Genomic DNA, 14,807 nt, shown 5'->3' with positions numbered 1-14,807 from the left:
GTTTATTTTTAATAAATGAGTTTTTATATGTAAAATATCAAAATAAATATATCTCTAGTTTTTAGTCTAAGATGACCATAGAAAACAAAAAATATTACGCATTATATTTAGAACAACTTAGCCATTCAACTTCTGAAGAGAAAAATTTCATTAAAAACCATTTGACAATACAAAAATTAGATAAAGGAGAATTCTTTTTAGAAAGTGGAGAAATTCAAAAAGAAATGGGTTTTATTTGTCAGGGACTCATACGCAGATATTTTATAAATGAACAGGGTAATGAAATAACAACAGGTTTTACCAAGGAAAATCAATATATTACTGACTACCCAGCTTTTATCAGACAGAAACCTACCAAGTATTTTTTACAATGTTTAGAGCCTTGCATTATTATCAAACTACCTTACAATACGATTCAGGAAAGTTATAAGAAATTTAAAAATAGTGAAATGCAGGGGCGATTTATTGCAGAAATGGTTTTGACAGTTTTGAGTGATAGAGTTGAGAGTTTTTTATTCAATACAGCAGAAGAAAGGTATCTAAAATTTATAGCTGAAAATCCTGATCTTATGCAGAGAGTGAGTTTGACAGATTTATCTTCTTTTTTAGGTATTAAAAGACAATCTTTGAGTAGAATAAGAAATAAAATGAGCAAAAAATGATTTTGTCACAAATGTGTCAGGTAGATAGTATTGTTATTCTGCATCTTTGTAAGAAATAACCAACTAAATATCGTAAAAATGATTTCAAATAATAAACTTATTACAATAGCATTATCAGTACAATTTATCTTTCTTTCGTTTTCCTTATTCGGACAAAACTCAAAGACTGACCACACAATTCATAAAGCTGTACAACAACACACTGATAAAATTTTTGATAGTCTAATCAAAGTACGCCGAGATTTGCATACTTATCCCGAATTAGCTGAGCAAGAAAAAAGAACTTCCCAAAAAATAGCACATTACTTAAAATCGCTTGGGTTAGAAGTTCATACAAATATTGGTGGATATGGAGTCGTTGGAATTCTCAAAACAAATAAAAAAGGAAAACGAATTGCTTGGCGAGCAGACATTGATGCTCTCTCATCAGAATTTCCTGATGTAGTAGAGTTTTCATCAAAAAATAAAGGGGTAAGACATATTTGTGGACACGATATACACACAACCATAGGTCTTGGGATTGCTAATGTATTGACAAATTTGAAAGACAGTCTTACAGGTACTATTTATTTTGTATTTCAACCTTCAGAAGAAAATTGGAAAGGTGCAAAGGCAATGATTGATGATGGTTTATTTGATATTATCAATCCAGATGAAATATATGCCTTACACGTTTCCCCTATGCCTCAAGGAGTTATTGCTGCCAGAAGTAGAAATTTGTTTGCAGATTATAAAGATTTAAAAGTTGTTCTTAAAAAGACAGAAGACAAAGATGAAATAATTAACTACACAAAAGAACTAATATCTAGTTTTCAAAATGTTGCCACTGATAGTAAATTTTGGGATGTTAGAAATTTAATGGATGCTGAGATAGGTTTAGCAAATCCAAAAACTATCTTTAAAGACTATGTTACAGTAAATTCAAATTTTCGTATTGAAGAAAAAGAGAATGAAATTGTGATAAAAGCTTATCTAAGTGCTAGTAATGAATACAAATTAGATTCAGTTTTATCAAGTCTAAAGCAAAAATTCTTACTGTCTAACTACTCAAAAAATTTAGTTGATATTGCCTATTCTTATGAAATAGCCCTTGTTCTAAACGATGAGAAATTAACCCCTTTAGTTACCAATAGTATTAGCGATATTTATGGAAAGCAAAGTGCAATCTCATTACAAGGTGTAATACCAGATGGACGTAGTGATGATTTTGCCTATTATCAAGAATACGCTCCTAGTGTTTATTTTTTAATAGGTGCTTCAGATTATAAAAATGGTGTGATTTCTATGCCTCACTCACCCAACTTTGCAGCAGACGAAAACAGCATAAAAACTGGAGTAAACTATTTTTCATCCATGATTATAGAAAGATTGAAAGAATAAAAGCCATTATTCCCCAAAAAGAGGTTAGAGAATGAGTTTCTATTCTTGAAGACAAAAAAACAAAATTATCCGATTTCTATAAATTGGAAATTTGTTTTAAATATTAAACAACTTAAAAAAATAATGAAAAAGAAAATTCAAACTGAAGATAACAATAAAGTGGAAAAAGAGATTACAGACTCAAATTTGACAAATTTGGAAGAACAAGAAAAAAGAATTGAATCTGTAATTTCTGAATGTGAAGATAATTTTGAATTGATAGAAATATGGCTAGAATATTTAGAAAATAATGTAGAGTTACCTTGTAAAGTAATTTATAATGGATATTCTAGAGATGAATTGAAATCAGGAACAGAAATTATTTTAAATGATTTTGTAGATAGTGAGGAGCATTATGGTGTAATAGGAGCTGGGAAATTTAATCGTCAAACTATTAATTTTCCATTATGCGAAGTAGAACCTGTAACTATCACACCAAAAAATCAAGCCTTATATGATTATGTAGTTTGGTTTACTAATAGATAAATCTCTAGACCGTTGTCGGTGTCCCCACCGACGACTCATTTCAAAAAAATAATTCCTTCATCAAAATATAACTTCCCATTATCAGCACAAACCATCCAAAAAGAGGTTTTAGTTTTGCTCCGTCGATGCGTTTTGAAAGTGCCATTCCTACAAAAATCCCTAAAATAGACATAGTAGAAAGAATCAAAAGGAGTTTCCAATCGGTTTGCATTTGATTTTGAGAAACCAAAAAACCAAAGAAAGAATTGAGTGTAATAATAGTAAGCGAAGTACCAATGGCTTCTTTCATTTCCAAACCCAACAGAAAAACCAAAGCAGGAATAATAATAAATCCACCTCCAGCACCCACAAGACCTGTAATAAGACCAACTACCAAACCTTGTAAAATTACCATTGGATAGTTGAACGATTTTTTTTCTGAGTCTAAATCTAAGTCATTGTCGGTGTCCTCACCAACGACAGATGTAGAACCTGATTTTATCATCTTATAAGAAGCCAAAATCATCAAAATGGCAAATAAAGCCATTAAGAAAATTCCTTTTGTAAGAACAAAACTTCCTACATTCAAAATCTCATTAGGAATAGCTGGAACTAAATATTGTCTAGTCAAAAAAACCGAAAAAATAGATGGAATCCCAAAAACTAAAGCCGTTTTCATTCTGACCAAACCTTGTTTGAAATACGTAAACGCACCTACACTACTCGTCAGACCAACTACAAAAAGCGAGTAAGCCGTCGCCACAACAGGCTCAATACTAAACAAATAAACCAAAACAGGAACAGTCAGAATACTTCCACCTCCTCCAATAAGTCCAAGTGAAATTCCAATAAAAATGGCAGCAAAATAACCTATAAATTCTATCATCATTGTAAAATAAGTAACAATTACGAATTAAAAATTACGAATTACGATTTCAAATTATATTGATTTTTCGCTGGTGTTACACAAAGTATGATTTTTTAAAAGTGTTTTAGAATAGCAAAATTATGTAACTAAAAATTGCCCACAATGCCGTTGTTGGTGTTTTAGCGAAGCGACACCAACAACCAAATAACTTATCATACTTTTTACAACACCACCGATTTTTCAATTAATTATTAAATCAAAAATAGTAACTTATTTAATTCTTGTTCTAACAATATATTTTTTCTTACAAAAATGAGGATTTTAAAATAACTTATCAGCTACTTTTGTTACAGAATCGTAATTTTATTTCTACCCAATTCTACTACTCCATTATTTTCAAGCTGTTTCAAAAGTCTTGAAACGACAACTCTAGCTGTAGCAAGTTCGTTGGCGAGTTGTTCGTGAGTAATAGAAATAGTTTTTGAGCCTGTCAGTTCTATTTTTTTCTGTAAAAGATGTAAAAGACGTTCATCTACTTTCTTAAAAGCCATTGCATTGACGACATCTAAAAGCTCTTCAAAACGCTTGTGGTACAACCTAAAAATATAATCTAACCATTCGGGATATTCTTTTATGAAGAGCATTACTTTATCAATTGGCAAAAATAAAATCTCTGCATCTTCTTCTACTTCTGCACGCACTTTACTGGCTTCATTGTGCATTCCACCCAAAAAAGACATAATACAACTTTCACCAGATTTGATGTAATAAAGGAAAATTTCTCTGCCATCTTCTTCTGTTCGAAGAACTCTAATACTTCCCTTTGCAATAATTGGAATAGAACGAATAGAAGATTCTTCTTCCAAAATAACATCACCTGCTTTATAGTTTTTGATGATACTATTATCGTAAAGTTTTTGAGTAAGCTCTGGCGAAGTTTTGAATTCTGTGAAGGTTTGAAGCATTATTTTTTAATTGATAAATGACAACTATTATTTTGCAAGTAGTAAAGTCAAATCCTATTATCTTTGTTTGAAATATGAAAATACTTAATTGAAAACCTATGCTTACAGATACACTCCTTTTAATAGAACCCAATCATTTTACAGCAAATCCTGATACGATTGCTACAAATTTTTATCAAGAAAAAATAACAGATAATATTGACCCTCAAAAACTTGCCAAACAAGAATTTGATTTGTTAGTAAAAGAACTCCAAAAAAACGACATAAAAACGATTGTACTTCCTGCTCAAAGAAAAGATGGAAAAGAACCCATTACACCAGATGCCCTTTTTCCAAATAACTGGATTTCTTTTCATTCTGATACACATAAAAAGGCTATTTTATATCCTATGTGTGGAGAAAACAGAAGACAAGAACGCAGAAACGATGCCATTGAAGAAGCCCAGAAATTAGGTTTTCAGATTGATGAAATTATAGACTTGACTAACTTTGAGAATCAAAATAATTTCTTAGAAGGCACAGGAAGTCTTGTTTTAGATAGAAAAAATCGAATGGTTTATGCCTGTCTTTCACAGCGAACAGATAAAGATTTAATTTATTTATTTTGTGAAAAAATGGATTATGAATCTGTCTTTTTTTATTCTGAACAAGAAACTAGTGAAGGTTGGAAACTAATTTATCACACCAACGTAATGATGTCAATAGGTGAAAATATAGCTGTTGTGTGTCTAGATTCCATTAGAGATAAAGTAGAAAGGGCTTATTTAATTCAAAAACTAGAAGAAGCAGGAAAAAACATTTTAGAAATAAGTCTTGAACAAAAACATCACTTTGCAGGCAATATGTTGCAAGTCAAAAATACAAAAGATGAAAAATTTTGGGTTATGTCAGAAGCTGCTCACAAAATTCTTTCTCAAAATCAGATAGATATTTTACAAAAAGAAAGTAAGATTATTTCTAGTCCTATTCCTACCATTGAAAAATATGGTGGTGGAAGTGTTCGTTGTATGCTTTGTGAAGTTTTTTAATTCTTTTAAATTAAAATCTTTCCAAATTAGCCTTTTAAGAAAGTTTATTTGGAAAAATGACAACAAATTTCTCACTTTTGTAGTAAGTATAAAAAAACTCAACGACGGCTTTAGCCTCGTTGACGGTTAAGTTCAAAACAATGAACCGTCGTTGAGACTCAAATGAAGCCGTCAACGAGGTTTAAAATAAAAATGAATAATTTTCCAAATATATCACAAAACATAAAAACTCGTTTTCCATTTTTTTGGATAACCATGAGTTTGTTTTTGCTTGTCGGACATTCATTTACGCCTCACTGTCATCATCAGCATGTAGTTTGTAAATCAAATACAATTCATACACACAAAGCAACACCTTCAAACTTTTTTGCTTTACTATATTCTCCTAACGTTGGAGAAGAACATTTGCATAATTTTACAGAAGAAGGTAACTCTGTTTCTACTCAGCTTCAAAAAATAGTCAAACAAGATATAAAATCTAATTTTAAGGCTATTTTGACAGATTTTTCTACTGCTCAAAATCACACAAAACAAGCAGTAGTTTCTAGCAAAAATACATACATTTGTTTTTTTGCTCATACTATACAAGATATTCTTTTTAAGAATATTCCTCTTCGTGCGCCCCCAGTTTTAGCATAATCTTTCGATTTATTTTTTCTTGAAATTACTAGTTCAAGCGTCGATGCTTGAATCAGTTAATACATTATACCGTATTCCTACCCTCCTTCGGAGGGGCTGGGGGAGGTCAAATCAAAAATTTTATGTTAGACAACCTAATCGGATTTTCTATCCGTAATAAATTCATTGTCTTTATGGGAGTTTTGGCTCTTATTGGCTGGGGAACATATTCTCTCCTCAATTTGCCTTTAGATGCCGTCCCTGATATTACAAATAATCAAGTTCAGATTGTTACGCAATCGCCTACTTTAGCTCCTCAAGAAGTGGAGCGTTTTATCACTACGCCTGTCGAACTCTCTATGGCAAATTTGCCAAATGTTGTTGAGGTGCGTTCGGTTTCAAAATATGGTCTTTCAGTGGTTACGATTGTTTTCAAAGAAGAAACTGAACTTTTGAATGCTCGTCAGCTTGTTAGCGAACAATTAACGGCTATTTCTGCCGAAATTCCTTCTCATTTGGGAACGCCTTCTTTAATGCCCATTACAACAGGGTTGGGCGAGGTGTATCAATATACACTCAAAGTAGAAGAAAAATTCAAAAATAAATATTCCATTACTGACCTACGAACTATTCAAGATTGGATTGTAAAAAGGCAAATGGCTGGCGTGGAAGGAATTGTCGAAGTGAGTTCTTTTGGAGGAAATCTCAAACAATATGAAGTTTCTGTAAATCCTGCCACGCTGCAAGGTTTGGGAATTACTTTGAATGATATTTATGATGCTTTAGCTTCAAATAATGCCAATGGAGGAGGAAGTTATATCGAAAAAACGCATTATAGATATTATGTAAGAACGGAAGGATTGATTAATGCTGAAAATTCATTAGAACAAATTCGTCAAATTCCTATCAAAGTCAGAAATTCAAAACCTGTTTTGATTGGAGAAATTGCCGAAGTAAAAGAAGGCTATGCACCACGATTAGGTGCAATGACACAAGCAGGAACAGGCGAATCAGTCGGTGGAATTGTCTTGATGTTAAAAGGTGCAAATTCTTCAGAAGTCATTGAAAACATCGAAGAGCGTGTAAAATTAGTTCAAAAAGCATTGCCCGAAGGAGTCAGTATTGTTCCTTATTTAGAGCGTTCCGACTTGATTGGAAGAGCCATTGCAACGGTTACAAAAAACTTATCAGAAGGTGCATTGATTGTAATTTTTGTTTTGGTTTTGCTTTTAGGCAATTTTAGAGCAGGTTTTATTGTCGCTTCTGTAATTCCGTTGGCATTGATGTTTGCTTTTGGAATGATGAATCTTTTTGGAGTTTCGGCAAATCTGATGAGTTTGGGAGCGATTGATTTTGGTTTGATTGTAGATGGTTCGGTTATTATTGTTGAAAATGTTGTCCATCAATTATACAAAAAGTATAAAGGTCAGAAACTGACAGCGCAGCAAATGGATAATGCCGTTTTGGATTCTTCTCTCCAAATCCGACAATCGGCAGCCTTTGGAGAAATCATTATTTTGATGGTTTATTTACCAATTTTGGCACTTACAGGCGTTGAGGGAAAAATGTTTAAACCGATGGCAGAAACCGTTATTTTTGCTATTTTAGGAGCATTTATTTTGTCTTTGACGTATGTGCCGATGATGTCAGCGTGGCTTTTATCTAAAAATATAAAGGAAAAACACAGTTTTGCCGAACGAATTTCAAATTCAATTATGCAAGCTGCCGAAAATTTTTACATTCCTATTCTTGAAAAAGCGTTGCAATTTGGGAAAAGTATTGTATCCGTTTTTGTACTTGTTTTTGGAGTAAGTTTGTATATGTTTTTACAAATGGGAGGCGAATTTATTCCTACTTTAGAAGAAGGCGATTTTGCAATGCAACTCACTCTTCCAGCAGGAAGCTCTTTGGAAGAAAGCATAAAAACCACTACAGCAGCCGAACAAATTTTGATAAAAAACTTCCCTAATGAAGTGCGTGATGTAGTTTCAAAAATTGGTACTGCCGAAATTCCGACCGACCCAATGTCTATCGAAACAGGCGATATTATGATTTTATTACACCCAAAATCAGAATGGACAACAACGCAAGACCAAGAAGAATTAGTAGAAAAAATGAAAACGGCTTTAGAGATTTTACCTCATGCACAATTTGAGTTTTCACAGCCTATTCAACTTCGTTTTAATGAACTTATTACAGGCGATAAATCAGATATTGCCATTCGTATTTTTGGGGAAAATTTGGATACACTTTTCAAATATGGACAACAAATAGGCGTACTTTCCGAAAATATAGAAGGTGTTGGAGATGTAAGAGTAGAGCAAATTGTCGGACTTCCTCAATTTGTTGTTGAGTACGATAGACAAAAATTAGCACAGTACGGAATTACGATTGATGAAGCAAATAAGCTAGTCGAAACGGCTTTTGCAGGTGGATATGCAGGTACGATTTACGAAGGAGAAAAGCGTTTTGATTTGGTGGTGCGTTTGTCTGAAAAAGATAGAAATGACCCTTCGACGTTGGAAAATCTTTTCATTGCAATTCCTTCTACTATAAACCTTACAAATCAACAAATTCCATTAAATACAGTTGCCAAAATCAAGCGAATTGAAGGCGCAGCACAGATTTCAAGAGAAAATACACAGCGAAAACTTACTGTAGGAATCAATGTCAGAGGACGAGATGTAGAATCATTAGTGAATGAACTTTCTGAAAAAATTGATACTCAAATCAAATTACCGACTGGTTATTTGGTTACGTATGGAGGACAATTTGAAAACCTACAAGCTGCAAAAGCTCGTCTGCAAATTGCTGTCCCTGTGGCGTTGCTTCTTATTTTTGCTCTTCTTTTTATTACGTTTGGTTCGTTTCAGCAAGCCACTTTGATTTTTACTGCCATTCCACTTTCTGCCATTGGTGGTGTTTGGGCGTTGTACTTGCGTGATATGCCGTTCAGTATTTCGGCTGGAGTAGGTTTTATTGCTCTTTTTGGTGTAGCTGTTTTGAATGGAATTGTATTGATAGCTCGTTTTAATGACTTGAAAAAGGAGGAAACAACAAACGATTTATCATTAAAAGAACGCATAAAAACACGAATCATTCAAGGCACAAAAGACCGTTTAAGACCTGTTTTGATGACTGCCCTAACGGCTGCATTGGGCTTTTTACCAATGGCAATTTCCACAGCAGCAGGTGCAGAAGTTCAGAAACCTCTTGCAACTGTTGTGATTGGTGGACTTATAACAGCAACTGTTTTGACACTTATTGTTCTTCCTATTTTGTATGGATTTTTGGAAAAACGTAAATAATTCTATCACAACCGTCAACGAGGCTTTGCCGTCGTTGAGGTAAATACATACATAAATTCTCAAAAAAATGAAACCATCAAAAATAATAAATGCCGTTATTGGTGTTTTAGTGAAACGATACCAACAACTCTTTCTAGTTCTATTTTTTCTACTGATTCAATTTCCTGTTTTTTCACAAACGGATTCCTTAGAAAATATTTCAGAAACATCTACTTTAGATAAAATCATTGAAATTGCCTTTTCAAACAATGGCTTATTACAAAATAATAAACTAGACATTGAAAGTGCAATTAGTCAGCAAAAAGGAGCTTTTTCTGTTCCCAAAACGAATATTTCCCTTCAATACGGAAATGTTCAGAGTAGTTATAATCGGGATGTAATGATTACTATTACTCAAAATTTTAATCCTATTGGTTCAATTTCGGCAACTAAAAAAGCCTTTCAAGCACAAGAAATGAGTGCAGAAGCAAATCTGAAGTATCAAAAAAATGCACTCAAAAATCAGATTAGTCAGTTGTATTACAAATTTGTCTTTTTTTCTCAAAAAAATGCTCTTTTACAAAAACAAGATAGTTTGTGGAAAACGGTTGAGAGAATCACAAAAGCACAAACACAGGCAGGACAAACTAATAAAATGGAACTTCTGACAGCACAAAATCAGCGTTTACAACTGCTACAACAAAAATCTATTAATGAAAACGAGTTAAAAATGACTTTTCATGATTTACAAAAATTAGCTCAAAATGAACTGTTTTTTTTAGAAAATGTTAGTCAGAATGTAAATTCTGAATCTTTAGATAAATCAATGTTGAATTTAGCTAATTCTGATTCTTCCAATTCAATGCTTACTTACTTTGAAGCACAAACAAATCTAGCTCAAAGACAAATTGCAGTCGAACGCAGTAAAGCAATGCCAGAATTACATTTGGGTTACTCTTCTCCAACTTTTGATGGCGAAGTTGGTGTTTATAATGCTTTTCAAGCAGGATTTTCTGTGCCTTTGGTTTGGAGAGAATACAATTCAAAAATTCAAGTTGCCAAAATCAAAGAAATACAGGCTCAAAATGAATTAGCCTATCAAAAAAATGCGATTTCAGAAGAAAAAAAGGCAGTTTTGATGAAATTACAAAACCTTCAAAGCATTTTGGAAAGCTATCAAAAAAATCAAATTCCACAAGCCGAAGAACTAGCTAATTTAGCTCAAATTAGATATAAAGAAGGTGAAATTTCAGTTTTGCAACTTGTTCAAATTCAACAACAGACACTGCAAACTTCACTTTCTTATCTTGAAACGCAAGAAAATTTCAATAGCACATTAGCGATGTGGGAATTTCTCAATAATTAAAAAATGTATCACAGACTTCCCAGTCTGTGCAAAAAATAAAATACTCTTCACAGACTGGGAAGTCTGTGGTGCAAAATATAAATATAAAAAAAATGAAAACTAAAATCATATATTCAGCCTTGCTTGCTTGTTTTATTCTTCTTTTTTGGAGTTGTGAAAAAGAGGCAACACATGCACACGACCATACTGAAAAAGCAGCAACAAACCAAGAAACCACAACAGAAGAAAATCATCCTTTTTTTACTGACGAACAAATCAAAAAATTAGGAATTGAAATAAATAAATCTTCTCTCAAATCAATTCCAACAATAATTGAAGCAACAGGAACAATACATTTGCCACCACAAAACAAGGCTTTAGTAGGGAGCGTTTTAGGAGGAAAAATAAAACAAATTATGATTCATGAAGGCGATTATGTCAAAAAAGGACAAACAATTGCTATTCTTGAAAACCCAGAAGCATTAAAGATGCAACAAGAATATTTAACTGTTTCAGCTCGTCTGATAATGTTGGAAGCTGATTTGGAACGCCAAAAAAATCTACAAAGTCAAGATGCCACTACTCAAAAAATTGTACAACAAGCTCAAGCAGAATTAGACATGGCAAAGGCTCAAAAAGCAAGTTTACAAGCTCAACTAAATCTCATTAATTTATCTACTAAGTCACTTTCTGCTAACTCTATTCATTCTACCTTTTCTGTTCTTGCGCCTATTTCAGGAATGACCCACAATATTGTCGGACAGCTTGGGGAGTTTATAGATGCAAATAAATCAATGGTAGAAATTTTGAACGAAGAGCATTTGCATATCGAAATTTTGGTCTATGAAAAAGATATTGATGCCATTAAACAAGGACAAAAAGTAAATTTTATTCCTTACAATTCTCCCAATTCAAAACCTGTTGAAGCAGTTGTTTATTCTATTTCAAATACTATTGAACCTATTACAAAAACGGTAAGTCTTCACGCAGAAATAAAGCAAAAACTTTCATTTGTACTTAGAGATGGAACATTAGGAAAAGTAACGATTGAAAGTAAAGGACAAAATCGTCCTACTTTACCGAAAGATGCCTTAATACAGGAGGGGGGACAGTTTTTTGTATTTGTTCAAAAAGAAAAAAATGAGAAAGGAATAGAATTTGAAAAAATTGAAGTAGAAATATATACTCAAAATGAAAATGAATTTCAGTTTTTAATTAAAGATAATTCAATCCAAAAATCAATTTCTGAACTTCTTTTTGTGAGTAAAGGAGCCTATTATTTGAATGCTTCTTCGGCTGAAACGGCTGAACATGGACATTAATTTGAATCAAGTATAATAAATACAAAATCAAAAAATCGTTTAAGTAGTTACTTAAACGATTTTTTTATGATAATTTTATCTAAAAATCTCAAAATTTATTTCATTCTTTTGCTAGTTCGCAGGTTTCTTCATCTAGTTCTATTTCAATAGTAAAATGTTGAAAGTCATAATCTTTAATGTACTCTTTAATTTTGCTTTTTGTATCTATAATTTGAGCAAAAGAATCTATATTTTTTAGTTTTACGTGAGTAGTAAAAACGTGGTGTTCTCCCTCCAAAGACCAAATATGAGTATGATGCAAAGAATCAATAGTTTCAATTTTTCTTAATTCTTGTTCAATTTTTGGCAAATCAATTTCTTTAGGAACTCCTTGTAAAAATACATAGAGTGTTTCTTTGAGTCTTTGAGTAACTCCCCACAATATATAAGCCGTAATAAGTAAAGAAAGAGCAGGGTCTAAATAATGAATATCCTTAAATTTAAGAATAATAGATACAATCAAAACAGCCACCCAACCCAAAACATCTTCTAATAAATGCCAAGAAACTACTTTTTCATTAAGCGATTTACCTCCACTCATTTTCCAAGCAGCATATCCATTAACAGCTACTCCAATAATTGCAAAAACTATCATTCCATTAGCATCTGAATGTTCAGGTTTCAAAATCCTACCGATAGCTTCATAAATAACATATATAGAACCACCAATTAATACTAAACTATTTACTAAAGCTCCTAATAATGAGAAACGAGCATAGCCAAAAGAAAATTCTTTGTTTGCTTCTTGTTTTGATTTGTTATCCAAATACCATGCTGTTCCCAAAGAAAGACTATCGCCTAAATCGTGAATTGCATCAGAAATAATAGCTATACTGTTTACATAATAGCCTCCTATAAGTTCAAGAATGGTAAACCCAACATTTAGAAAAAAAGCAAGTTTTAGATTTTTATTAGAATTGGAATGATCATGAGAATGTGCCATAAATGTAAATTTGAAAAATGTATAGTTTAAAGTTTAAAAAATGTTTAGAAATTTACTTTATAACTTTTATTTTCTGGTATTGTTTATATTTAAGAAAGTTTACACTCACATTAAAAATGTAACCAAATTTGATAAATCAAATGGCTACAAAACGTAGTAATTTGATTTATCAAATTCTATAATTATTCTTTAACTCGCTTCCAACGCTTATGCGTCCAGAGCCAATTTTCAGGAGAATTGCGAACAGCTTCTTCTATTCTTTGTGAATACTCATCAAGAATAGAAAAGTCTGTTCCACTCTCATCTGGGTTATAAGGAGGTTGTCGCATTAATTCTAAAGAATATAAATAATGCCCTCTTTTTGGCTTCGTAATTCTCAAAAAATAAATGGGTAAATTAGATTGAGGCGCAAGACGAGCCACACCCACAAAAAAAGGCACTTCCTTTCCAAAAAAATTAGTCCAATACTGTCTATTATTTCCTGCTGGTGTTTGATCTCCTACCAAAACATAACCTACCGAAACATCTGTTGGCTTAATAATCTCTCTATTTGAAATTCTCATCTCTAGTGGAACTGCTCCAAATTGTGAACGCATTTCATAAATCAATTCATCAATTTTTTTATTGGCTAGTCTTTTATAGATAGGTTTCACAATCGTTTCCAATTCTACTGAACACGACAAACTGACCCACTCCCAACTCAAATGATGTGTTGCCAAAACGATAATAGATTGTTTGTCTTTAGCAACTGTTTTAGCTATTTCTAAAGACTCAGGAGTCGGACGAGTTCGCCTAACAACTTCCTCTTTTGAAATATGAAAAGATTTTAGTGTTTCGATAATAAAATCACAAAAATTTCTATAAAAAGCTCTTGCAATTTTTTCTCTTTCTTTCTGCGTTTTTTCAGGAAAGGCACGATAAAGATTATCCAAAACTACTTGCTTTCTATATAGCTTTCCATAATATACCACCACAAAAAGGAAGTCAGAAATTAAATATAAAAACCAAAAAGGAAAACGGGCAAGAAATTTTATAAGGAATGGAATCATAGTAGTTTTTATCTCAATTTCATTTTATTATCCAAATTAGCTCTACCAGAAAGAAGTTCTGAAAAACTATAATTCAAAACAATTTCATTTTTATCATCAGAAGAATAAGTCGCTTTTTTATTTGAATATTTTTTGATTTTGCCTTCTGTACGAACAATAAAAACATAGTTAGCAGACTCAAAAACATAATCTTGAAAACGTTTTGTTGCTTCGTCTTCTGGTGTTTGTTGTCTTTCTTTTGCTCGTTCTAAAAGTGGTTTGAGATAATGTGTATTATTTCTTTCAAAAGTACGCTTAGAGAATTCAAAAGCAGGTTTTGAAGGGGCAGGTTCGGTATTGAGTTGATTAAGTGCTGCCGTAAGTGATTCTACGTTATCAAAATCAAAGCTAAAACCTGTCAAATAATTTTCATAATCAGTTGTATATTCAACGTGTGTAATTCCTCCAATCTCAGAAAAACTCTCACTACTTTTCTGAATTACATTTTCAATATTGGCAACAAAGTTTTTTTCTTCTTGTGTAGAATCTGTAAGCGAAGTAGTGATAGCAATTTCTTGTTTGCGTCCACTTAAATCGACAGTAAGTGAGTAAGTTCCTGAACCATCTTTCTTTATATACACTTCTTCACGAAGCTCAAAACAAGAAGTTAGAGTAAAAACAGAAAGTAGCACTAAAGTAAATTTTTGTAGTTTTTTTTTCATTGGGGCTAGTTAGTTTGTAGGTTTATATCAAAAGGATATTCAAAATTACATAAATAAGAGCAGTTTTTTGGTAAAGATGATAAATTTTAAAAAATG

Annotated in this window: 13 protein-coding genes; 8 read left to right on the top strand and 5 right to left on the bottom strand. The window is 32.2% G+C overall.

What is annotated here, in order from left to right; translation table 11 throughout:
* Positions 1 to 71 precede the first annotated feature (71 nt).
* From V9L04_RS10490 to V9L04_RS10480, 3 genes are all read left to right on the top strand, one after another.
* A complete protein-coding gene (locus V9L04_RS10490) occupies positions 72 to 662 on the top strand; it encodes a Crp/Fnr family transcriptional regulator (RefSeq protein ID WP_338794062.1) in 591 nt (196 codons plus the stop codon).
* Between the two features lie 78 nt (positions 663 to 740).
* Complete coding sequence (locus V9L04_RS10485) at positions 741 to 2,042, top strand: amidohydrolase (RefSeq protein ID WP_338794060.1); 1,302 nt, start codon at positions 741 to 743, stop codon at positions 2,040 to 2,042.
* A 123-nt stretch (positions 2,043 to 2,165) separates the two neighbouring features.
* A complete protein-coding gene (locus tag V9L04_RS10480; protein WP_338794058.1) occupies positions 2,166 to 2,567 on the top strand; it encodes a calcium-binding protein in 402 nt (133 codons plus the stop codon).
* A gap of 40 nt (positions 2,568 to 2,607) precedes the next feature.
* On the opposite strand, the gene V9L04_RS10475 is transcribed toward V9L04_RS10480, so the two are convergent.
* Both V9L04_RS10475 and V9L04_RS10470 read right to left on the bottom strand, forming a co-directional pair.
* Positions 2,608 to 3,432: a sulfite exporter TauE/SafE family protein gene (locus V9L04_RS10475; protein WP_338794194.1), complete on the bottom strand. Its 825-nt coding sequence runs from the start codon at positions 3,430 to 3,432 to the stop codon at positions 2,608 to 2,610.
* Between the two features lie 329 nt (positions 3,433 to 3,761).
* The gene (locus V9L04_RS10470; protein WP_338794057.1) at positions 3,762 to 4,379 is read right to left on the bottom strand and encodes a Crp/Fnr family transcriptional regulator; all 618 of its coding nucleotides are present in this window, start codon (positions 4,377 to 4,379) and stop codon (positions 3,762 to 3,764) included.
* Between the two features lie 98 nt (positions 4,380 to 4,477).
* On the opposite strand from V9L04_RS10470, the gene V9L04_RS10465 reads away from it, so the two are divergent.
* The 5 genes from V9L04_RS10465 (at position 4,478) to V9L04_RS10445 (ending at position 11,979) form a co-directional block, all read left to right on the top strand.
* Positions 4,478 to 5,407: an arginine deiminase-related protein gene (locus V9L04_RS10465; protein ID WP_338794056.1), complete on the top strand. Its 930-nt coding sequence runs from the start codon at positions 4,478 to 4,480 to the stop codon at positions 5,405 to 5,407.
* A 192-nt stretch (positions 5,408 to 5,599) separates the two neighbouring features.
* A complete protein-coding gene (locus tag V9L04_RS10460; protein WP_338794055.1) occupies positions 5,600 to 6,046 on the top strand; it encodes a hypothetical protein in 447 nt (148 codons plus the stop codon).
* A 122-nt stretch (positions 6,047 to 6,168) separates the two neighbouring features.
* Positions 6,169 to 9,333: a CusA/CzcA family heavy metal efflux RND transporter gene (locus V9L04_RS10455; RefSeq protein WP_338794052.1), complete on the top strand. Its 3,165-nt coding sequence runs from the start codon at positions 6,169 to 6,171 to the stop codon at positions 9,331 to 9,333.
* Between the two features lie 67 nt (positions 9,334 to 9,400).
* Positions 9,401 to 10,678, top strand: coding sequence for a TolC family protein (locus tag V9L04_RS10450; protein WP_338794050.1), 1,278 nt, complete (start codon positions 9,401 to 9,403; stop codon positions 10,676 to 10,678).
* 92 nt (positions 10,679 to 10,770) lie between these two features.
* Positions 10,771 to 11,979, top strand: coding sequence for an efflux RND transporter periplasmic adaptor subunit (locus tag V9L04_RS10445; protein ID WP_338794048.1), 1,209 nt, complete (start codon positions 10,771 to 10,773; stop codon positions 11,977 to 11,979).
* Between the two features lie 100 nt (positions 11,980 to 12,079).
* On the opposite strand, the gene V9L04_RS10440 is transcribed toward V9L04_RS10445, so the two are convergent.
* The 3 genes from V9L04_RS10440 to V9L04_RS10430 form a co-directional block, all read right to left on the bottom strand.
* Entirely contained in the window at positions 12,080 to 12,961 is an 882-nt protein-coding gene (locus V9L04_RS10440) for a cation diffusion facilitator family transporter (RefSeq protein WP_338794047.1), read from the bottom strand.
* A 182-nt stretch (positions 12,962 to 13,143) separates the two neighbouring features.
* The gene (locus V9L04_RS10435; protein ID WP_338794046.1) at positions 13,144 to 14,010 is read right to left on the bottom strand and encodes a lysophospholipid acyltransferase family protein; all 867 of its coding nucleotides are present in this window, start codon (positions 14,008 to 14,010) and stop codon (positions 13,144 to 13,146) included.
* An 8-nt stretch (positions 14,011 to 14,018) separates the two neighbouring features.
* Complete coding sequence (locus tag V9L04_RS10430) at positions 14,019 to 14,711, bottom strand: hypothetical protein (RefSeq protein WP_338794045.1); 693 nt, start codon at positions 14,709 to 14,711, stop codon at positions 14,019 to 14,021.
* Positions 14,712 to 14,807: the final 96 nt, after the last annotated feature.

The sequence above is a fragment of the Bernardetia sp. MNP-M8 genome, from assembly GCF_037126285.1.
In the GTDB taxonomy this organism is placed as follows: Bacteria; Bacteroidota; Bacteroidia; order Cytophagales; family Bernardetiaceae; genus Bernardetia.
Note: the sequence above shows the minus strand (reverse complement) of the source record. Positions and strands in the feature narration are given on the sequence as shown.